The sequence below is a fragment of the Candidatus Chlorobium masyuteum genome, from assembly GCF_011601315.1.
Lineage (GTDB): Bacteria > Bacteroidota > Chlorobiia > Chlorobiales > Chlorobiaceae > Chlorobium > Chlorobium masyuteum.
In genome coordinates this window covers 49,030-69,183 of the sequence record NZ_JAAORA010000005.1, presented here as the reverse complement: position 1 = coordinate 69,183, position 20,154 = coordinate 49,030, and the positions used below count along the sequence as shown (strand labels likewise).

18 protein-coding genes are annotated in these 20,154 nt (G+C 50.8%); 15 read left to right on the top strand and 3 right to left on the bottom strand.

All coding sequences use genetic code 11. The features are described 5' to 3' along the window. Positions 1 to 137: 137 nt before the first annotated feature. The 10 genes from rsgA to rimO all read left to right on the top strand — a co-directional run bounded on the left by rsgA (position 138) and on the right by rimO (position 11,405). Positions 138 to 1,199, top strand: coding sequence for a ribosome small subunit-dependent GTPase A (gene rsgA / locus G9409_RS09295; RefSeq protein ID WP_166808503.1), 1,062 nt, complete (start codon positions 138 to 140; stop codon positions 1,197 to 1,199). 150 nt (positions 1,200 to 1,349) lie between these two features. Next, the gene (locus tag G9409_RS09290) at positions 1,350 to 2,069 is read left to right on the top strand and encodes a CsgG/HfaB family protein (protein ID WP_166808502.1); all 720 of its coding nucleotides are present in this window, start codon (positions 1,350 to 1,352) and stop codon (positions 2,067 to 2,069) included. 261 nt (positions 2,070 to 2,330) lie between these two features. Further along, on the top strand, positions 2,331 to 4,541 hold the full coding sequence (locus G9409_RS09285; RefSeq protein WP_166808501.1) for a tetratricopeptide repeat protein: 2,211 nt from the start codon (positions 2,331 to 2,333) through the stop codon (positions 4,539 to 4,541). A gap of 27 nt (positions 4,542 to 4,568) precedes the next feature. Further along, positions 4,569 to 6,074 carry a glycosyltransferase family 2 protein gene (locus G9409_RS09280; RefSeq protein ID WP_166808500.1) on the top strand — a complete coding sequence of 502 codons (1,506 nt, stop codon included), beginning with the start codon at positions 4,569 to 4,571 and terminating at the stop codon, positions 6,072 to 6,074. Then, positions 6,071 to 7,198, top strand: a complete 1,128-nt coding sequence (locus G9409_RS09275; RefSeq protein ID WP_166808499.1) for a glycosyl hydrolase family 8 — start codon at positions 6,071 to 6,073, stop codon at positions 7,196 to 7,198. The genes G9409_RS09280 and G9409_RS09275 overlap by 4 nt, the downstream gene beginning before the upstream one ends. Continuing rightward, positions 7,191 to 7,430 (top strand): hypothetical protein, encoded by a 240-nt coding sequence (locus G9409_RS09270; protein ID WP_166808498.1) that lies wholly within the window; start codon positions 7,191 to 7,193, stop codon positions 7,428 to 7,430. Before G9409_RS09275 ends, G9409_RS09270 begins: the two co-directional genes overlap by 8 nt. Beyond that, positions 7,420 to 7,617: a hypothetical protein gene (locus G9409_RS09265; protein WP_166808497.1), complete on the top strand. Its 198-nt coding sequence runs from the start codon at positions 7,420 to 7,422 to the stop codon at positions 7,615 to 7,617. Before G9409_RS09270 ends, G9409_RS09265 begins: the two co-directional genes overlap by 11 nt. Positions 7,618 to 8,093: 476 nt before the next feature. After that, positions 8,094 to 8,690, top strand: a complete 597-nt coding sequence (locus G9409_RS09260; protein WP_166808496.1) for a hypothetical protein — start codon at positions 8,094 to 8,096, stop codon at positions 8,688 to 8,690. A 299-nt stretch (positions 8,691 to 8,989) separates the two neighbouring features. Next, on the top strand, positions 8,990 to 10,123 hold the full coding sequence (gene tgt / locus G9409_RS09255) for a tRNA guanosine(34) transglycosylase Tgt (protein ID WP_166808495.1): 1,134 nt from the start codon (positions 8,990 to 8,992) through the stop codon (positions 10,121 to 10,123). Next, entirely contained in the window at positions 10,110 to 11,405 is a 1,296-nt protein-coding gene (gene rimO, locus G9409_RS09250) for a 30S ribosomal protein S12 methylthiotransferase RimO (RefSeq protein WP_166808494.1), read from the top strand. The genes tgt and rimO overlap by 14 nt, the downstream gene beginning before the upstream one ends. A gap of 152 nt (positions 11,406 to 11,557) precedes the next feature. Here rimO and G9409_RS09245 read toward each other — a convergent pair whose 3' ends face one another. Further along, positions 11,558 to 12,862: a DUF1598 domain-containing protein gene (locus G9409_RS09245; RefSeq protein ID WP_166808493.1), complete on the bottom strand. Its 1,305-nt coding sequence runs from the start codon at positions 12,860 to 12,862 to the stop codon at positions 11,558 to 11,560. A gap of 191 nt (positions 12,863 to 13,053) precedes the next feature. Between G9409_RS09245 and G9409_RS09240 the strand changes: the two genes are divergently transcribed. From G9409_RS09240 to G9409_RS09220, 5 genes are all read left to right on the top strand, one after another. Continuing rightward, positions 13,054 to 14,061 carry a carboxymuconolactone decarboxylase family protein gene (locus G9409_RS09240; protein WP_166808492.1) on the top strand — a complete coding sequence of 336 codons (1,008 nt, stop codon included), beginning with the start codon at positions 13,054 to 13,056 and terminating at the stop codon, positions 14,059 to 14,061. Positions 14,062 to 14,451: 390 nt separating this feature from the next. Next, positions 14,452 to 15,471 carry a sulfate ABC transporter substrate-binding protein gene (locus tag G9409_RS09235; RefSeq protein WP_166808491.1) on the top strand — a complete coding sequence of 340 codons (1,020 nt, stop codon included), beginning with the start codon at positions 14,452 to 14,454 and terminating at the stop codon, positions 15,469 to 15,471. Between the two features lie 98 nt (positions 15,472 to 15,569). Then, positions 15,570 to 16,403, top strand: a complete 834-nt coding sequence (gene cysT / locus G9409_RS09230; protein ID WP_166808490.1) for a sulfate ABC transporter permease subunit CysT — start codon at positions 15,570 to 15,572, stop codon at positions 16,401 to 16,403. 7 nt (positions 16,404 to 16,410) lie between these two features. Beyond that, positions 16,411 to 17,280 carry a sulfate ABC transporter permease subunit CysW gene (gene cysW / locus G9409_RS09225; RefSeq protein ID WP_166808489.1) on the top strand — a complete coding sequence of 290 codons (870 nt, stop codon included), beginning with the start codon at positions 16,411 to 16,413 and terminating at the stop codon, positions 17,278 to 17,280. Between the two features lie 9 nt (positions 17,281 to 17,289). After that, a complete protein-coding gene (locus tag G9409_RS09220; protein WP_166808488.1) occupies positions 17,290 to 18,363 on the top strand; it encodes a sulfate/molybdate ABC transporter ATP-binding protein in 1,074 nt (357 codons plus the stop codon). 18 nt (positions 18,364 to 18,381) lie between these two features. Here the strand turns inward: G9409_RS09220 and cobA are convergent, their stop codons facing one another. Both cobA and G9409_RS09210 read right to left on the bottom strand, forming a co-directional pair. Further along, complete coding sequence (gene cobA / locus G9409_RS09215) at positions 18,382 to 19,668, bottom strand: uroporphyrinogen-III C-methyltransferase (RefSeq protein WP_166808487.1); 1,287 nt, start codon at positions 19,666 to 19,668, stop codon at positions 18,382 to 18,384. Continuing rightward, a complete protein-coding gene (locus tag G9409_RS09210) occupies positions 19,652 to 20,104 on the bottom strand; it encodes a precorrin-2 dehydrogenase/sirohydrochlorin ferrochelatase family protein (RefSeq protein WP_166808486.1) in 453 nt (150 codons plus the stop codon). Before G9409_RS09210 ends, cobA begins: the two co-directional genes overlap by 17 nt. Positions 20,105 to 20,154: the final 50 nt, after the last annotated feature.

Below are 20,154 nucleotides of genomic sequence, written 5' to 3'. Positions count from 1 at the left end.
GGGGGAAAAAGAAACGATACGGTCGGATCGGAATGGTTTATTGTTTAGCTTTATTTCAGAACAGGTTGCAGCTTTTCCTGACGATCCGTTTCTTCCGGATCTATCAGATCGAGCTGAAAAGTTTCAGGTAGAAGGTTATGATACATTTGAGTGAACTCGGCTTTGACGAGTGGTTTCAGGCTCATATTGATGATCTCCCGCCCGGTGGGAAGGAGATAGCCCGCGTAACGGCCGTTGATCGAAACTCCTTCATTATAAGGAGTGAACACGGAGAGGTTCCGGCTGAACTTTCAGGACGCTTCTCGTTCCATATCGAGTCATCGGTTGAGCTGCCATGTGTCGGCGACTGGGTCAGCGTGCAGTATCACAATGACGGTGCCTCGGCAATAATCCACGCCCTCTTTCCCCGAAGAACATGTTTACGCCGGAAGCGTGCCGGAACGGAGGTGGAGTACCAGATGATTGCCGCCAACATTGATCTCGCATTCATTGTCCAGTCATGCCACTTTGACTTTAATCTCGCACGACTGAACCGCTATCTGGTCATGGCCGCAGACGGAGGTGTTGAGCCGGTTGTCATTCTTGCCAAAACAGACCTGATTTCCCGGGATGAGCTGGAGGAGAAGCTTGCGGCTGTCAGAGCAGCCGGAATCACAACGAGAGTTATTGCTCTCAGCAACGTCACCGGTGCCGGTATCGACGAACTCCGCGAGCTCCTACTACCAGGTCGAACCTGCTGCCTGCTTGGTTCATCCGGAGTCGGCAAAACAACGCTGATCAATCACCTGACCGGACGGGATGATCTTGATACCAATGCGGTCAGCGCAACGGGAGAGGGCATACACACAACAACGCGGCGGCAGCTCATCGTGCTTGATAACGGCGTTATGTTCATTGATACACCCGGCATGAGGGAGCTCGGCCTTCTCGGCGCCGGAGATGGCGTCAACAAAGGGTTTGAAGATATCATTGAGCTTGCTGAATCGTGCCGCTTTGCCGATTGCAGCCACACAGAGGAGTCGGACTGCGCGATTCTTTCGGCGATTGCGGAGGGTGAACTCAGTGAAGAGCGCTATGCAAATTATCTGAAACTCCGCAAAGAGTCGGAGTTCCATGAGATGTCGTATCTGGAGAAACGTAAAAAAGACAGGGCATTCGGGCGCTTCATCAAGAGTGCAAAGAAAAGCATGAAAAAATGAACACCATGAAAAGCGTTAAAGTACAGAGTAAGTAAAAGTTAAGGGGGTTCGTATTCCCTGCCTGTTTTGGTTTTTCTTTTTACTGTTATACTTTATGATAAGTACTTTGCAGGTTTTCTGTTTAACCCCCTAAAACCCTGGAGAATCATCATGCGGATTAAAGTTTTTCTGATCTCTCTTTTTCTTTTTTCCCTCTCGCTTTTTTCTCAAGGATATGCCGCAGAAAGGCCTCGTATCGGCGTGTTAAGGTTTACCAACCACACATCAGCAGGCTGGTGGAGTGGAAGTGTGGGAACCGATCTGCAGGATATGCTTATTGCCGAGCTGGCATCGACGAACAGTTTTCGGGTACTCGAAAGGAAGGAACTTGATGCCGTTATCCAGGAGCAGGATCTGGGGGCATCCGGAAGGGTCAACCCCAAAACAAGATCGAAACTTGGCAATATTACCGGCGCCAAATATCTGGTTGCTGCTACCGTTTCAGCTTTTGAGCAGAATACAAGCGGCAGCGGAGGTGGACTCTCCTTCGGCGGTATAAGCCTCGGAGGCAAACAGGACAAAGCTTACATGGCTGTCGATCTGAAGGTGATTGAAGTTGAAACCGGCGAAATCTATGATGCCCGGACGGTAGAGGCTACATCAAAATCCAGTGGTCTGAGCCTTGGAGTTTCAAGTGGCGGATTTAATGGCAACCTTGGCCAGTACAAGAATACACCAGTCGGAAAGGCCATCAGAGCCTGTATCATGGAGATAACCGAGTATCTGGAGTGTTCTCTGGTAGAGGGCAAGGATAGTGGCTGTATGGATAACTTTAACGCAAAGGAGAGATCCAGAAGAGAGAAGACCAAAAGTGCAATTCAGCTTGATTAAGTGACATGATAACAAAGGGGCGGCTCACAAAGGCCGCCCCGTTTATGTATACCCTGCCTGAGCCTCCCGCATGCTGTTACATCCACAAGATCGACCGGGCAAACAGCCAGCCTGAAACTCCCGCAATGTGCAGTACCCTCGTGCTTTCCCCCCTTTCTCCAAGCGATATGCAAAACGAATTATTGCTGAAGTATTGTTGTTAGTACTTTAAATTATGGAGTGCTCTGTTGGTTATTGTGGTTCAAACATGATCCGGAGTTCATGAAATCAAAGATCACAAGCTTTTTGACTCTCATGGTCGGCTTGACCGTGATGGAAGTTCCGGCAACAGGATTACGGCAATCGCTCTCGGCAGAACCGCTGCCCCTCCTGCGCCGGAATGTGCCATCCATGGCAGCGTTCCGTAACGGTTCTCTTGACCGCCAGAAAACACGGGAACTTGCGGATACCCTCCTGAAGGGTGGCCGGTTCCGTGATGCAGAGGCGGTGATCCAAAAACTGCTCGTGTGGTTTCCAAAAGATGAGGATATCCAGAGAAAAGCGATCTGGGCTTATGAAGGGTTGGAACAACCGAAAAAAGCCCTTCCTTTTTATGACCGGCTTCTGCTGCGTCACCCTGATGATGCTCTGCTGAACATTTCAGCAGCTAAAACCGCTGAATGGTCAGGTAACCGCCAAAAAGCGCTCCAGCTCTACAGCGGGGTTATCACTGCCGGTCGTGGAAACGACACCATCAAGGCAGAATATGCCGACCTGCTCTTTCTCGACCGTCAATTTGAACCGGCAGTAACCCGGTATCGGGAGCTCTGGAAGGCAGGAAAACTCCCCGGGAAGCAGGCGGTCTCGTTTGCCAATGCACTCATGACGATGAAGGAGCAGGCTGAAGCTGCTACCGTGATCACAACCCTTGCCGAACGCTATCCCGGTGATATCGAGGTGCTTCAGGCCGAGGCCGAACTTGCCTTTGCCCGGAAAGAGTATGGCCGGGCATCTGCTCTTTACCGCGAACTGATCAGCAAAAAGCCTGAACTCCCCCTCTTTTATCTCCGGCTTGCCGGTGTGGCAATGGCAGAGGGCAACTATACCGAATCGATAAAGGTATGCCGCGAACTTCTGCAGATTCAGCCCGGCAACATTGACGCGCTCCTTTTGATTGCACAAGTCTCGAGCTGGCAAAGGGATTATGAAACATCCCTTGCCACATACGACCGGCTGATCGCCGAAAATCCCTCCCCTCTCTACTATCGCGAAAAAGCACGGGTACTGGGATGGATGACCCGATACGACAACGCGCTTGCTGAATATGATAAAGCTATTCAGGCATATCCGGAAAACCGGGCACTCAAGGCAGAAGCTGCTGCCAAACGGGAGTACTACCGTAATGCTTACCGCCACTCCCTTTCGGCCTATCAGCTATGGCTTCAGGCTGAACCGGATAACCCTGAAGCACTCTTTGACCTTGGCCAGCTCTCCATGCAGCAGGGCCGATGGAGTGATGCTGCCTCAACCTATGACGAACTGCTCGCCGCTGTTCCTGATCACCAGATGGCCATATCGGCCAGAGAGAAAACAAGGCAGTACATATCCATGACGCAGGTTCAGAGTGGCGCCGAGTTCTTTAAAGCGATAAGTGGAGGCCGACTGACCGATGTAGCATTCTCCGGCTATTACTCAACCTTCTCCCGTCAGGTGCAGGATAAGCTTTCACTGTTTATGAAGCTCGACAGCCGGTTCTATCATTTTGATGAAACCTCACTGACCCCCATAAGCCGGGGTTTGACCTTCGGCATTGAATACCGCAACCAGCCGGATATGCTTTTGCGTGCGGCTTCAGGGTGGCGTCAGAACTCTGATGGCTTGCAGGATAGTCAAACCGGATACGCCGAGGCGGTAAGCACTCCGGTTGATAACCTTCATCTCGGCCTCGGGTTCCACCGTGAAGAGGTGATACAAAACTCTACAACATACCGGAACCATCTTCAGACAAGCCGATGGCAGGGCCGGGTAGTCTATGACGGATACCATCGCTGGAGTGCGGGAGCTGACTACGCCCTTGACCTCTATTCCGACGGCAATAGGCTCATAACCGCCGGAGCGGATCTGACTGCGCGCCTGCTCTATGACCCGGAACGGCTGAACATAAGCTACCGGATACAGGAGTATGCTTTCAACCGGCACAGCAAAACCTACTGGACTCCCTCATCATTTGTCACGCATACGGCAGGCATTGAATGGCGGCATCATTTTCAAAATGCGGAGCTTTTTCAGGGTGGAAACGACAGCTATTTCTCGTCGGCTTTCCGACTGAGTCTGGAGCCAGGAGGCAATGTATCACACCAGGTTCAGGCCGGGTTCCACCATGACTGGAGCCAACGGTTCTCTTCATCGGTGGAATATCAATACACATGGGATACATCGGCGTCGATCTATCAGGACCGGCGGCTGCAAGGTGAACTTCTGTGGAGTTTTTAAAAAACCACTTCCAGACTTGACGATCCTATGAAGCAGAGCAATAAATCCAGAATATTTGTGGTCCAGATCGTAGTGCTGTTAATTATGCTTACCCTCTATCTTCTGGCCCGCACCTTCTCGCTTTACCATGCAAGAGTCAACCTCTTCGAGCAGATATTCGCCGTACTGTTTTTTTGCGCAGAGTCCTTTCTCATGGTTCACTCGTTCGCTTTTTTCCTCAATATTCTGCGTGATCAAAAACCGGTCAGGGAGCAGATTCAAAAAGAGCCCGGAGAGGATGCCTCCGTCGCCATCGTCATTCCTGCCCGACATGAACCAAAACACATTGTTGCCGATACCCTGCTTACCTGTATCAACCTTGAATACCCCAACAAGAAAATTTACCTGCTTGATGACTCTTCGATTGAACAGTATAAACAGGAAGCAAGAGAACTTGCCGATGAGTATGGCGTTGAGCTCTTCACCCGTCCGAATAACCGGGGGGCAAAGGCCGGATTGATCAACGACTTCATGGCAACCATGAAGGAGAAATATATTGCCGTGTTTGATGCCGACCAGAACCCGATGTCGCAGTTTCTCGATAAAGTGCTTCCATTTCTTGAGGGTGATGACCGCCTCTCTTTTGTTCAGACCCCGCAATTTTATACCAATATAAAGGTCAGTCCGGTAGCACTCGTGGCCAATGCACAGCAGGCTGTTTTTTTTGAGTATGTCTGTGAAGCAAAATCCTCCCATGACTCGATGTTCTGCTGCGGAACCAATGTCGTGCTCCGCCGGAGCGCGCTTGAGGATGTAGGCGGATTTGAGGAGGATACGGTTACGGAGGATTTTGCAACCTCACTGAAACTGCACAAAAACCACTGGAAGTCACTCTACTACAACAAAGCATTCACCTTCGGTATGGCTCCCGAAGATCTGGGCTCATATTTCAAGCAGCAGAGCCGATGGGCCATGGGCAGTTTTCAGCTCTTCCGAAAACTTCTTCTGCTCTTTATTACTAACATCAAGGCGATCAGGCCGATCCAGTGGTTTGAGTACGCACTCAGCTCCAGCTACTACTTTATCGGATGGGCTGATCTCTTCCTGATGGCCGGGCCGATCATGTATATCTTTTTTAACATCCCCTCCTTTTTTATGGCACCGGAGGTCTATCTGTTGACCTTTGTGCCCTATTTCCTCCTCTCCTTTATGGTCTATTACTCAAGTATGAGAGAGAAAAACTATTCGGCACGTAATATTTTCAAGGTGCAGATGTTGAGTATGATGACGATGCCGGTCTATGTCTGGGCCTCATTGCAGGTACTCTTCAACCGGAAAAAAGGGTTCCAGATTACCTCCAAGGAGGGCGCAAGAAATGTTCCGTTGAGAACGCTCTCCATACAGCTTTCATTGTTTGCCCTGCATCTCGTTGCCTTGAGCCGGGGAGCCTACCGGTTTTATGAAGAACCGACCGTGGCAATTGCCCTGAACATGGTATGGATAGCGCTGCATGCTCTTATGTTCGGATCGATATTTTACTTCAACCGAAAATGAAAAATCTTATACCACTCCTGCTCCTCTCTCTGGTGCAGCTTCTGTCGAGCAGTTGTTCCGCCGCGCCGGTCGATCCCGAAGAGGTCGTTCGCGGTTCATGGGTTCATTACAAACGCACGTTCATTACAGAAGGGCGGGTAGTCCGCCCGCAAAACAGCAATGATACAGTCTCCGAAGGTGAGGCTTACGCCATGCTCCGCGCAGTACTGATGGATGACAGAAAAACCTTTGACGAATGTCTTGCATGGAGCAAAGCAGAGCTTTCACGCAGGGAGTCGCATGGAGACGATCTGCTCGCATGGCATTTTGAAAACGGCAGGGTAAGCGATTCTACTGCTGCTTCTGACGCCGATATCGATTATGCCTACAGCCTTCTGCTCGCCTGGCACACCTGGCAGGAATCACACTACCTCGACCTGGCCCGAAAGGTACTCCAGAGTATTCTTGACAAAGAGACCGTGCTGGTTAACAACAGACTCTATCTGCTCCCCTGGCCGGCCGGGGAAGGGGGTGGTACTCCCGAAACGGTTCCCCAAAACCCATCCTATTATGCACCATCTCATTTCAAATTGTTTTATGCGGTCACCGAAGACAACCGATGGATGGAGCTGGTCGATACAACGTATGACCTGCTCGGGCGCCTTCAGAAGAGCAGCCGGAAGCCGGGTCTGGTACCCGACTGGTGTGCGCTTGACCCGCAGGGAAATATTCTCCCTATGCCGGGTAGAGAGAATGTGTATGGCTGGGATGCGGTAAGAGTGCCATTACGGGTTGCTGCGGATTACCGGCTCAACGATGATCACCGGGCACTGAAGGTGCTGCGCAGGTTTTCAGAATTTTTCGAGCAGGAGTTCAGAGAAAACGGCAAAATTGTATCCGGTTATTCCGGTAGCGACGCAACAAAATCCTCCATGGAAAACCCGCTTTTCTATTGCGCTGCCTATGCGGCAACAGAGGCGGCAAAGTCTTCTGTCGCTCCGGAAATGCTGCAGCATCTCCGGGATTTTATCCACCGGAAAAATGATGAATACTACTACAACGAAGCTGACGACTACTATGTAAACAGCCTTGCCTGGCTGGCAGAATATTTTCAGATAACAAAAACAACCGCAACCAATGATTGAAAAACAGGAGTTAGTCAAAAAGCTCAAGATGGCTGCGCTCTCCGAGGAGGCCCTTGTTGCACTGATTACAAAACACCTGAGCATAGCGCTCAATCAGTCAAGCCTCGATGGGGAGGTACTGGGTAAACTACACTACCTTATGGATATCCTGAAAGAGGATTCAATACTCCATGAAGCCATGCTCAACAGCCTTGTTGTTTCAATATCAAACAGCGATACCAATGTATACTAATGAAGATCTGAGAGGTTTTTTCGACTCACTGGGCAGGTATGAAAAACTTCAGCGTGATGTCGTGCGAACCATTGCCGAGAATGTTGAGGATCAGACGGTCAAACAGACTCTGTTGCGAATATCGTCGGATGAGCAGCGCCACATGGATATCGTGCAGCAGATGATTGATCTTGTGTTTATAGAATAGGATTCAGGGAAGGAACGGCTTTTTGTTTTGTGCGGGGCTTTGGGTACCGACCAGAATTCAGAATCGTCTTGCAGTATAAAGAATGTGAAAAATAGTAGCAGAACATACATTCAAGCTCCTTTCAAATAGCTGCGGTAGCGTTGCCGTATCTGAAAACAGCAATATGCACCCACAAGCCCGGCCTTTCAAGCATCAAAAAACTGATACTTTGACTGACAAAATGTCGGAACGCTTTGTTTTGATGCTATTTATACGTAATTTTATACTATTAAAAAAGAATCATTTACGTATTACCCCTTTGATAGGGAAGCCTTGCCTGTTCAGAGTTTTGTAGTGCCGCTGTACAATCACCACCAGCAGTAAGCAAGTAAACCAGTCCGGAAAAATCTTTTTTCCGGACTGGTTTAATCTTAACAACTCAGGAGTTGTGTTTACAGGAATGGAGTGCAACTCCTCAATGAACAAAGGAGAAACGTATGAAAAGAATCAAACAATTAGCAATTGTGGCTGTCGCACTATGTATGGCATTAGTCGGAACAGCTCATGCTGAAGTGTCCGTTGATCGCAATATTTTGCCATTCAAAGAAATCCCCTGCCCAAACCCGGTGCATATCGCTTTGAACATCGGCTGTGGAAATCCAACTTATCCATACGCGCCTGATTTTCGCCCGCCAGGCCCGAACCAACAGTTCGATGGTATGTGTGGCAGTACCATAAACAAAATCGTAAAGCATACGTTTGAGTGGAAACTGCCGAGCAAGTGCTGCCAGTTTGTATCGGGAACACTTTCCATTACCGTAAAAGCCCTGCAAAAAGGAATTTCCCATACTTCGAATGATGCCGGCAATGACAAAGCATATATTCTCAAAAATGGCACAGAACTATGGTGGAAATATATCTATCCAATACCTCCAACTGTCACTGTAGGGCAACAACAGACGGTTACGGTTCCAGTTACGGCAGCAATGGTAACGGGTAACAGAATCAGTTTTGCCGTTCAGGATGACAGCTCGGTCTTATCGGCAAAACTTGATCTGAATTACTGCTGTGTAGATGATGCCGGCTGCAAGTAACAGGCTGTTCGAAGTAATCCTGCTAATTTTTTGTTCTTTCAAGTGCGAAAGCGTCCCGGTGGTTGCCCGAGGCGCTTTTGTGCGTTATGACGCTCTTTGTTTTGTGCGGGGCTTTGGGTACCTTGACAGGTTCAAAATCCCTATTATCAGGTTCTGATTGTCCTGTTAACCGTCGTGAGCGGTTTGAGAGCAAGGCGAACGGAGTGCAGAAACCGGAGTGGACACAAGAGTACACGAGGATTTCGAGCACCGCTCAACGATGCTATCGAAGCGCGCAACAGGTTAATGTTTCTACACAGATGAAATTCACCCTTCTCCAGACCGACCCCCGTTCAGCCGCACGGTGCGGTGTGCTCAATACCGCTCACGGCGCAATACCTACTCCGGTTTTCATGCCGGTAGGCACCAGAGCCAGCGTTAAATCGGTTGAACCGCACGAGCTTAAAGAGAGTAACGTCCATATTATTCTCGCCAACACCTACCATCTCTACCTGAAGCCCGGCAACGATATTATCTTCAAAGCCGGAGGTGTCCATAAATTTATGAACTGGGATGGACCGCTCCTGACCGACAGCGGCGGTTACCAGGTCTACTCGCTCTCCGAGCTGCGCAAAATCAGCGAGGAGGGGGTGATCTTCAAGTCGCACCTTGACGGCTCCATGCAGCAGTTCACTCCTGAAAACGTGGTGGATACCCAGCGCATTATCGGCAGCGATATCATGATGCCGCTCGACGAGTGCCCCCCCTCCATGGCTGAAAAGGAGTATATCCGAAAGTCGGGAGAGCTCACCATCCGCTGGGCTGAAAGGGCAAAAAAAGCGTTCACTGCAACCTCCCCGCTCTACGGCCATGATCAATACCTGTTCGGCATCACGCAGGGAGGTATTCACGACGATCTGCGGGAGGTATCCATAAAGGCACTCGTCGATATGGATTTTGACGGCTACTCAATCGGCGGCATGGCGGTGGGCGAACCGGCTCCGGAGATGTACCGCATTCTTGAGCTTTCGCATACCCTTCTGCCGGAGCACAAGCCCCGCTACCTGATGGGAGTCGGCACACCCGAAAACATCCTGAATGCCATCGAGCGGGGCGTCGATATGTTCGACTGCGTTATCCCGACCCGTGAAGGTCGCAACGGCAGAGTCTATACCCGCCAAGGCAAGATGAACCTCCGCTCCGCAAAATTTGCAGCCGACTTCTCGTCGATTGACGAAGGGTTCGATAACGAGGTGTGCCGCAACTACTCCCGCGCCTATATCCGCCACCTCCTGAATGTCGGAGAGATACTCGGCCTCAAGCTCTGCACCCTGCAGAACATCTCATTCTTCATGTGGCTTACCGCAACCGCCCGTACCCATATCCAGCAGGGCTCGTTCCTGGAGTGGAAGGATGATTTTCTGAAACGATTCAATGACAATGACAAAGCATAACGTATTTCTCTTGAGCCTCGGCTGCTCCAAAAACACCGTCGATTCCGAACGGCTCATGGCGCAGGCCGAAGCCTCCGGCATCACCTTTACCGAAACGGCTGACGAGGCCGATACCATTCTCATCAACACCTGTGCATTCATCGAGGATGCCAAGGAGGAGTCGATTGCTGAAACGCTTGCCGCCATCGGTAAAAAAGCTGATGGCAAGGTTCAGCGTGTCTACATGATGGGATGCCTCACGGAGCTCTACCGCAAGGAGCTTCACGAAGAGATGGAGGAGGTGGACGGATTTTTCGGCACCCGCGAGCTTCCTGAAGTGCTTGCAGCTCTCGGGGCAGTTTATCGCGAGGAACTCTATGACCGGCGCTCTCTGCTCACGCCTCCTCACTACGCCTACCTGAAAATTGCCGAAGGGTGCAACCGCGCCTGCTCCTTCTGTTCAATTCCGAAAATCAGGGGCCGCTACATAAGCCAGCCGCCCGAACAGCTCCTGCGCGAAGCCGCACTGCTGAAAAGCGCCGGAGTGCGCGAGCTGAATGTAATTGCGCAGGACATCAGCCTCTACGGCTACGACCTTGAAGGAAAAACCCTCCTGAACGACCTGCTGCTCCGCCTCTCGGATATGGAGTTCGACTGGATCCGCCTTTTTTACGCCTACCCGGTCGGCTTTCCGCTTGAGGTGATCGACACCATGCGCCAGCGGGAGAACATCTGCAACTATCTCGATATTCCTCTTCAACACTGCAACGACCGCATCCTGCGTTCAATGAACCGCGGGATCAATAAAGCTGAGACCATAAAGCTGATTGAAACCATCCGGGAGAAAAATCCCGACATCCGGCTGCGAACCACCATGATTGCCGGTTATCCCGGCGAAACCCGTGAAGAGTTCGAGGAGCTTTTGCAGTTTGTGGAGGAGAGCCGTTTCGACCGGCTCGGCTGCTTCCCCTATTGCCACGAAGAGCACGCCCCATCATACAAGCTCGAAGAGAGCCTCTCCCTGGAGGAGAAGCGCGAACGGGTAGCCGAGCTGATGGAGCTGCAGGAGTCTATTTCGGCAGAGAACAACCGGGTATTCGAGGGTAAAACCCTCAAGGTGCTGATCGATCAGATTGAAGGCGACACCGCTCTCGGCCGCACACAGTATGACGCGCCCGAGGTTGACAACGAGTGTATGCTCACCATCAATAACCAGCCGGTTACGGTCGGCTCATTCTGCATGGCTGAAATCACCGACAGTGCCGCCTATGAGCTGCATGGAAGGGTGGTTGAGGCGCTTTAAGTTTTGTGCCTGTACCCGGATTGTCATCCCGATAACCGACGCGGCCGCGAAGAGGGATCTCGCTGGATGGGAGTTACCCGGGATGACAATGGAGAAAGCTGAGCATCAAACAAGATTCTAAAACAGCCGGAAATCCTTGTTCAACCTCACCTCTATTTTTTCCGGACATCCCATGACAATGCATTTGAAGAGGGTCTTGCTGCTAACACTTCATCCCTCAGTTCTGCATGTTTGCCTGAGGAATCCTTGACGAAGTTTTTATCGCTCACTTCGATGTTCATGCCAACGCCACCACAACTGGGCATCAAAAGCTGCATGGTTGAATAGCCGCCCTTAATCTTTTTTCGATGTCTGAAATTCCTGACATTGGAACGACCTGGAAGCTGGCGGCTGACCAATGTTGAGGGAAGCTGAAAACGGTCCAGGAAATACCCCAGATCCACTCCCGACTCCGTACCTGCGGACTTGATTTTCATAATTTTGGCAAGAGCAACAAAGCGAAAAAGATTTTCAAGTTCTTTATAGATCGGCCGCAGTTCAGCCACTTCAGCGTACCGGGTTGTGAAACTTCTGGTGAACTCGACCGCAAAAGCATCGGTCTGTCCTACCCCGACAATCTTACCGCTCTGACCGATATACTCTGCTTCAGAGAGAAGGGTTACAGGGCTGTTTTTAATGGTTATTATCCCCTGATCCTGCACAAAAGCATTCTCTCCCGGATAGAACCAGAACCGGTTCATACTTGAACGAGGAATTGAAAGTGACTTCCCCTGAATAATGTCACTCTTCGCTTTCGCCATAGTTATATCCGTCAAGCTGGAAAATCCCTGAATTTGCAATGAATCAGACCCGTCCACCACTCTCTTCATATCGTAATCAGCACTTACCATTACCTGAGCAAAATGCGTATCAAAAGGAATTCCAAGAACTCTCACACTCTGTGGTAACCGGCACGTGCTTTGCCACTCCTGAATGCCGGCTTGAGAAGAAGCCCCAAGAATCTTTTGCCCGACGTCCTGAAGTCGCCTCATTACCTGTGGATCCGGATCAATAGAGCAGCCCGGATAGGTGTAGTAATAGGTATTTCCTTTCAGAACAGCATATTTGAACCAGGTATTTCTGAGCGCCACAACAAAGTCTTCCAGATGGAGCGGAGGCTGACCTGCCTCAACCCGCCCAATGAGGATCAGGTCATTGGTGGAGTTATCGAACACATAGCCGGAAACAGTCGTCAGGTCATTCATCAAGAGCAGTTTTTTATCATAAGCTCCTGTTTTCTGGTCATCCGCGAGCCTTTGCTGAAGAGTCCTGAGGGAAATAGCCCTCGTAGGCAGTTCAACAGCTGGTGTGCGGAGGCTCTTTATTGATGCTTCATCCCCGGTCCGGCACCATGCCAAAGATGAGCTCAGAAAACATGAGAGCACAATTACCGTTACTGCAAAAAACCGCATTTTCATTACTTTTCCTTATTTGAAGATGTGTTCACAGAACAAATATAATATACACTCCTGCATTTTGGTTCATGAGGCATATCCTGAATAATCAAAAAGTGTTAACAGGATACATTCCACATTCTCTATCTGGTTCAGAACAACACGAGAAATGAGATGACCGAACGAGTTTCAGAAATATCAAATCAAATACCGTCATGAGCATCCGGTATATCACACCCTCGGCAACTCTTTCCGCTGACACCCTTGCAGGAAAGGTGCTCGGCCAGATTCGCCGGGAGTTCGGAGCGGAGGTTGAGCCCTTTACCCTTCACCTGCCGGTTCCGGAGCTGCTTGCCGGAGTCTGGATCGCAACCCGTGAAACACTGCTTGCCGGTAGCGGACGCAGGGATGCAAAAGAGGTGGTTGCCGCCGCTGTCTCATCACTCAACCGCTGCCCTTACTGCCTTGATGCCCACCGCATCATGCTGCTTGAATCCTCAGGCCATGACTTCTCGAAGGCTCTGGCAGATAACGATCCCGAACAGATAGAAGATGAGTTCCTCCGCGATGTTGCAGCATGGGCCGCAGCGACCCGCACCCCCGGTTCACCTCTCCTTGCAACACCCCCCTTCAGTTCAAAGGAGGCACCTGCCTTTATCGGCACAGCAGTTATTTTCCACTATATCAACCGGATGGTCACCATTCTGCTCGGCAACTCTCCACTCCCCTTTAGCAGCGGGTTCCCGAAAAAGGTGGCGATGCAGATGGCCGCATGGTTTTTCGGTGGTGCTATCCGGCTCCTGAAACCGCCGGGTACCTCGCTGGCGCTGCTTCCGGAAGCAGTACTGCCGGATGATATGCTATGGGCCGAACCCTCCCCGGTGATCTCCGCGGCATTTGCCCGTTTTGCTCACGTCATCGAAAAATCAGGAGAGCGGTCGCTCTCTGCTGAGGTGCGCAAAGCAGTACATACATCAGTTCAGAACTGGTTCGGCAGTGACCCCGGAATGGCGAGTATCTTGCTTGATGAGGCAATAACTCATCTGACAGAAAAGGATAAAGCCGCAGGAAGGCTTGCGCTCCTTACAGCTCTTGCCCCCTGGCGTGTCGATGAAACTGTCGTCAGGGCATTCTCCTCAAGCTTCCCCGGAGATGACCGGCTTATTGCCGCCCTGGCGTGGAGCAGTTTTGTGGCGGCCAAACGAGTAGGCTCCTGGCTTTAAGGTGGCACTCACGACAATTTATCATAGTGCTCTTTTATAATTCCACTGAACACCATGCTCATACCGGGTCAATCCCGGTCCGGCGTACCCTATTTATGGTATTTTTATGGTAGAGAGTTGGAAAGCTTGGAAATATTGATTTTTATTAACAATCGTGAACGAAACGGAGGATTAATGAGCATTTTTTCATATACACCATTTTGCTCTGAAGAGCGCTGTTGCTGTCAACTGAAAAGAGATTACAACAATACTTTGTCCGGCTGTTGTCCATAGCTCCTGAAGGGAATTATGTGCAGAGCCGGTTCTGAATACAGCAGTGAACCGGCTTTTTTTTTACCGGATTTATAATTTTAAAAACACCAACAAGACTATTTTACAGGGAGAATCACTATGCATCTCAATTGGACTAAAAAAATTACACTTGCGGCATCACTCTTACTTGCTTCGGGCCTTCCGGGCGTTGTAGCCGAGGCAGCACTGGCACCGGCCAAGCTGCTCAACGTCTCCTATGATCCGACAAGGGAGCTCTACCAGAGCGAAAACGCTGCTTTTATCAAATTCTGGAAAGCCAAAACAGGTCAGACGGTCACCATCGACCAGTCACACGGCGGTTCAGGCAAACAGGGTCGTGCGGTCATTGACGGTCTGGAAGCTGATGTTGTAACACTCGCGCTTGCGTATGACATTGATGCTATTGCCGACAGCAAACTCATTGACCCGAACTGGCAGAAAAGACTGGCCAACAACAGCACCCCGTACACCTCTACCATTGTCTTTGTAGTACGCAAGGGCAATCCGAAACGGATCAAAGGGTGGGATGATCTCGTAAAACCGGGTGTATCAGTGATCACCCCTAACCCGAAAACGTCGGGCGGCGCACGCTGGAACTACCTTGCAGCATGGGGCTTCAAACAGAAGCAGACCGGTTCAGCAGTAAAGGCAAAAGCATTCGTCAAGGCTTTATACAAAAATGTTCCTGTGCTCGACACCGGTGCACGCGGCTCTACCCTGACATTCGCACAGCGCGGACTTGGCGATGTCTTTCTCTCCTGGGAAAATGAAGCCCACCTGATTCTGAAAGAGTTCGGGTCGGACAAGTTTGAGATCGTAGCGCCGGCAACAAGCATACTTGCTGAACCGCCGGTAGCCGTTGTTGATAAAAACGTGGCCAAACACGGCACGCGCAAACTTGCTGAAGCATACCTGAACTTCCTCTACACGCCTCAGTCACAGGAGATCATTGCCAGTAACTACTACCGCCCGAGCAGCCCTGCCGCACTGAAAAAATATGGTGCGAACTTCCCGAAAATCAAGCTCTTTACCCTGAAAGAGTTCTTCGGTGACTGGCGCACAGCCCAGAAGACCCACTTCAAGGATGGCGGTGTGTTCGATCAGATCTATCTTCCCTGATCAAGATTCACCTTAGATAAAAGCAGTTCCAGGCGGAAATCGGGATATCGGCAGATATCCCGATTTCCGCTATATTTGTATAGTTATTAACTTGAACAATGGGAATTTTCCAGAAAAAAAGACGAAACATTCTGCCCGGATTCGGGCTCTCGATGGGCTACACGGTATTCTACCTGTCAGCCGTTGTGATTGTTCCGCTGAGCATGATCTTCTTCAACGCAATTCCCATGGGATGGGAGCCCTTTGTGAGTGCCGTTACTGCCCCCCGCGTTCTTGCATCCTACAAACTGAGTTTTTCAACCGCTTTTTTCGCAGCCCTTTTTGATGCTGTTGCCGGCCTTCTTACTGCATGGGTGCTGGTTCGCTACCGTTTCCCCGGTAAAGCGGTGCTTGATGCCCTTGTGGACATTCCCTTTGCCCTGCCAACCGCAGTTGCCGGTATCTGCTTTGCCACCCTCTACTCGCCCGTCGGATGGCTTGGCGATATAACAGCAAAATGGAACATTGAGGTGATCAACTCACCAACAGGCATAGTCATAGCGCTTATTTTTATCGGTTTTCCCTTTGTAGTCCGTACCCTTCAGCCGGTGCTTGAAGAGCTTGAGCCGGAGATAGAGGAGTCGGCACACTGCCTCGGGGCTACGCGCATGCAGACCTTCAGAAAGATCCTCCTGCCTCATCTCTTTCCGGCACTGCTCACAGGATCAACCCTTGCATTTGCGCGGGGTATCGGCGAGTATGGCTCGGTCATCTTCATTGCAGGAAATCTGCCGATGAAAACCGAGATTGCACCCCTGATGATCATGTCAAAACTTGATCAGTACGATTATAACGGAGCTTCAGCCGTAGCGCTGGTACTGCTCGTCATCTCATTCTCCATGATTCTTCTGCTGAATGCAGTGCAGGAGTGGCAACAGAAAGAATATCGCTAAGCACACCATGTTAAAACCAGAACCATCACAGGTAAACCCTCCCGTTTTACGAAAAAAGATATCCGACCCGGTACCGGTGCAGATATTACTCATCGGCCTTACCCTGCTCTTTTTTATCGGGTTTGTTTTTCTGCCCCTCGGCCTCGTCTTCTCCCAGGCATTCCAGAAAGGATGGGAGTTCTATGTTGAAGCGATAAAAGAGCCCTACACGATTGAAGCAGTCAAGCTGACGCTGATAACCGTAGCTATTGTCGTACCTCTCAACGCATTTTTCGGAGTGTCGGCGGCATGGGCAATCACAAAATTCAGCTTTCCCGGTAAAGCAGCGCTGAAAACCCTGCTCGATCTTCCCTTTGCCGTCTCTCCGGTCATCGCCGGTCTTATCTTTGTGCTGCTTCTCGGCAGCCGAACCCCTTTCGGCTCGTGGCTTGGCGAGCAGGGAATCAAAATCATCTTTTCTACACCCGGTATTGTCATTGCAACCCTCTTTGTAACCTTTCCCTTTGTGGCAAGGGAGCTGATTCCCCTTATGGAAGCCCAGGGGCGCGACGAAGAGGAGGCAGCTTTGACACTCGGAGCAAAAGGATGGCAGATATTCGGCAAAATAACCCTGCCGAACATCCGCTGGGGTCTGCTCTACGGCATGATTCTCTGCAGCGCACGCGCAATCGGTGAGTTCGGAGCGGTATCAGTAGTATCAGGTCATATCCGCGGACAGACCAACACAATTCCGCTGCATGTGGAAATTCTCTACAGCGAATACAACTTCACGGCATCGTTCGCCGTGGCTTCACTGCTTGTGTTTCTCGCCCTGACTACGGTAATTGTCAAGGCTTTCATGGAAAACAGGTTTCAGAAAAACAGCTCACAACATTAAGATCTGACAATGGGTATTGAACTTCAGAACATCACAAAAAAATTCACCGGTTATACGGCGATTGACAATATCAGCCTTAATATCGCTTCGGGAGATCTTATTGCGCTTCTTGGGCCATCGGGATGCGGAAAAACAACCCTGCTGCGCATTATTGCCGGTCTGGAAACCGCTGATTCAGGAAAGATCATCCTTGAAGGCAAGGACACAACCAACCTGCCGCCTCGGGAGAAAAATGTAGGTTTTGTCTTTCAGCACTATGCCCTCTTCCGGCGCCTCACTGTTTATGAAAATGTAGCCTTCGGCCTCAAGGTGCTTCCGCGCGGCAAACGCCCTGGGCGGAGCGAAATCAAGGATCGGGTCGAGCATCTTCTGAAACTCGTACAGATGGAGTGGGCGCTCAAACGCTACCCTTCACAGCTCTCGGGTGGTCAGCGGCAGCGTGTAGCCCTCGCAAGGGCGCTGGCGGTCAATCCGAGAGTGCTTTTGCTTGATGAGCCTTTTTCGGCGCTTGATGCCAAGGTACGCCAGGAGCTTCGCCGATGGCTTCGCAAACTGCATGATGAAATTCATGTCACCAGTATTTTCGTCACCCACGACCAGGAGGAGGCTCTGGAGCTGGCCGACAAAATTGTTGTAATCAACAAGGGGAAAATCGAACAGCAGGGAACGCCGCAGGAGGTCTACGACCATCCGGCAAACGCTTTTGTCTACAACTTCCTTGGTAACGTCAACGTCTTCCACGGACGTGTTCACGAAGGGATGGTAACACTTGGCGGTCACAGTGTTGATGCTCCTGATGAGCTGAAAAACAGTGCCGAAAAAACAAGCCAGACCTTTGTACGCCCTCACGAGATAGGAATCAGCAAAATCAGGAGTGAAGGAAACGATCTTGAGGGCACCATCCGTGAAATCCGCCTGCTTGGCGGTCAGATCGGTCTGAATATTGATTGCGAAGGGTTTGATCAGCCGATTGATGCTGAAATACCCAGAGAGCTCTACGTAAACCTCCAGCTCAAAAAGGGAGACAAGGTCTTTGTCACCTTCAACAAGGTCAAGGTCTTTGCGGGCGATTACGAAATCTGATCGTCAAACAATCCTCGTTCATACCTCCATAACTCTGCTGCCGTAGCCCCGGTTTCGAAGTGCTTCGGCAGTCGGAGAACCCTCGGCATAGAGCACGAGATGCGAAGGAAACGCACCGAACGCGGCAATCAGTGAATCAACCATCGCCGCATCGGTTAAAACAATCCCTGAAAAGAGTGACAGGTCAGCTTCACCCACTGTTTTCCCTCCGGTTGTAATATCGGCGAGGGGTACAATTTTTCCGGGGAGCAAAGAGCGGTATGGATCACCACCCGTGTGGAGAATTTTTGACCGTTTCCTGTAAAGCGCGGCTGTCCGGCCGATTATGGCAAGGAGTGGAGAGGCCTGCTCTGCGTTATGCATTTGACTGACGGTTGTCATGGTCAGCGCTTCATCAAAAAAACCTGCCTTGAAAACCAGAGCAACCGGTATATCCTCATCTACCCCATCCTCTATGAGTTTTGCCTGCAGCTCTATCAACCTGCTGGCACACATAAAGTAAACCAGGGTTCGCGGAGTGCCTCCGCCGAGAACATTATGGGCGCTCTGCAGGGTCACCCCTCCGCTGAGACCCCGCTGGGTAAGCGGGATTCCTGCTGACGCCGCAGCACTCTGCAGCGCTGAGACACCGGGAACAACTTCGACATCAATCTGACGCTCACACAGCCAGGCCAGCTCTTCGCCTCCCCTTCCGAAAATAAGCGGATCGCCTCCTTTTAGACGTACCACAATCTGTTTTTTTACTGCTGCAAGATAAAGCTGACGGTTAATGGCATCCTGGTCGGCATGATGAAGCCCCTTTCGCTTGCCGACGTAAACCTTTTCTGCCGTATAGGCATCAAGCAGACTTGTATCAATAAGGTCATCGTAGAAGATCACCCCGGCTGAACGAAGGAGCTTGTCAGCCTTCAGTGTCAGATAGTCACGGCTCCCGGCACCGGCACCGGTCAAATAGACCTTGCCGTAGCTGCGGCGAAGATCAAGCGGGGCAAAGAGCACCTTGAGATCAGCACGATCCTTTCGTACAACAAGAGCGCTCATGGAGTGGAGAGGATGCGAGGCGTTCTTATCCGCTCCACTGCTGATGGAGAGCAGCGCTGCAATTTCAAGATCTTCGGGTATGTGCTTCGGAAGTGTTGGAGCCGGCATAAAAAGTGCATCCCCGCGCCCGTCAAAGAGAACCTGAAAAAGGTCATCCTCAACCGGAAGGCAACTGAAGGGGTCAACAGCAAACCAGGATGGTTCAAGAGGAGAGTGCTCAAGATGCTCAACTATACGGCGGAGAGGCTCAGGATATCGGGTCATGGGTGCTGAAGTATGTTTTTATCCTGTTCCGCCACTCTACAGCCTTTCGTACATCCGTGCCTCCCGACGAAACGGCAACCATCATGGGGCCGTCAATAAAGAGTGCCGGGGTAATAAAATCGCACAGTTCAGGATCGTCGGGTGTATTGACCAGAATACCGCGGGCGTTGGCCTCCTCTTTTACAAGACGGTTCACCTCCCGGTCACGGTTGCAGGCGTAAACAAGAAGAACTCCCTCAAGGTCACCACTGAGGAATGGTCGGAGATGGCAGTTACAGCCGCTTTGCAGAATGGAGTCATCAATCTCTTCACCGACTACCGTAACCGGAACGTCACACCGGAGAAGCATCTGAATTTTTTCAAGGGCGGCTTTTCCTCCGCCCAGAATGAGCACCTGTTTATTTTCAACCTTAAGGCATATCGGCAACCAGCTCATCGGTAGCACTATTAATTGATTCTTCCCGACTGCATCGGAATCGGGACTCA

What these genes read in the sequence shown, in the direction of transcription:
- G9409_RS09210 (WP_166808486.1), bottom strand. Translation starts at nt 20,104, where the DNA reads ATGAGCTGGTTGCCGATATGCCTTAAGGTTGAAAATAAACAGGTGCTC.
- G9409_RS09290 (WP_166808502.1), top strand. Translation starts at nt 1,350, where the DNA reads ATGCGGATTAAAGTTTTTCTGATCTCTCTTTTTCTTTTTTCCCTCTCG.
- G9409_RS09260 (WP_166808496.1), top strand. Translation starts at nt 8,094, where the DNA reads ATGAAAAGAATCAAACAATTAGCAATTGTGGCTGTCGCACTATGTATG.
- rsgA (WP_166808503.1), top strand. Translation starts at nt 138, where the DNA reads ATGATACATTTGAGTGAACTCGGCTTTGACGAGTGGTTTCAGGCTCAT.
- G9409_RS09275 (WP_166808499.1), top strand. Translation starts at nt 6,071, where the DNA reads ATGAAAAATCTTATACCACTCCTGCTCCTCTCTCTGGTGCAGCTTCTG.
- cysW (WP_166808489.1), top strand. Translation starts at nt 16,411, where the DNA reads ATGTTAAAACCAGAACCATCACAGGTAAACCCTCCCGTTTTACGAAAA.
- G9409_RS09245 (WP_166808493.1), bottom strand. Translation starts at nt 12,862, where the DNA reads ATGAAAATGCGGTTTTTTGCAGTAACGGTAATTGTGCTCTCATGTTTT.
- cobA (WP_166808487.1), bottom strand. Translation starts at nt 19,668, where the DNA reads ATGACCCGATATCCTGAGCCTCTCCGCCGTATAGTTGAGCATCTTGAG.
- G9409_RS09235 (WP_166808491.1), top strand. Translation starts at nt 14,452, where the DNA reads ATGCATCTCAATTGGACTAAAAAAATTACACTTGCGGCATCACTCTTA.
- tgt (WP_166808495.1), top strand. Translation starts at nt 8,990, where the DNA reads ATGAAATTCACCCTTCTCCAGACCGACCCCCGTTCAGCCGCACGGTGC.
- G9409_RS09220 (WP_166808488.1), top strand. Translation starts at nt 17,290, where the DNA reads ATGGGTATTGAACTTCAGAACATCACAAAAAAATTCACCGGTTATACG.
- rimO (WP_166808494.1), top strand. Translation starts at nt 10,110, where the DNA reads ATGACAAAGCATAACGTATTTCTCTTGAGCCTCGGCTGCTCCAAAAAC.
- G9409_RS09265 (WP_166808497.1), top strand. Translation starts at nt 7,420, where the DNA reads ATGTATACTAATGAAGATCTGAGAGGTTTTTTCGACTCACTGGGCAGG.
- G9409_RS09280 (WP_166808500.1), top strand. Translation starts at nt 4,569, where the DNA reads ATGAAGCAGAGCAATAAATCCAGAATATTTGTGGTCCAGATCGTAGTG.
- G9409_RS09270 (WP_166808498.1), top strand. Translation starts at nt 7,191, where the DNA reads ATGATTGAAAAACAGGAGTTAGTCAAAAAGCTCAAGATGGCTGCGCTC.
- G9409_RS09240 (WP_166808492.1), top strand. Translation starts at nt 13,054, where the DNA reads ATGAGCATCCGGTATATCACACCCTCGGCAACTCTTTCCGCTGACACC.
- cysT (WP_166808490.1), top strand. Translation starts at nt 15,570, where the DNA reads ATGGGAATTTTCCAGAAAAAAAGACGAAACATTCTGCCCGGATTCGGG.
- G9409_RS09285 (WP_166808501.1), top strand. Translation starts at nt 2,331, where the DNA reads ATGAAATCAAAGATCACAAGCTTTTTGACTCTCATGGTCGGCTTGACC.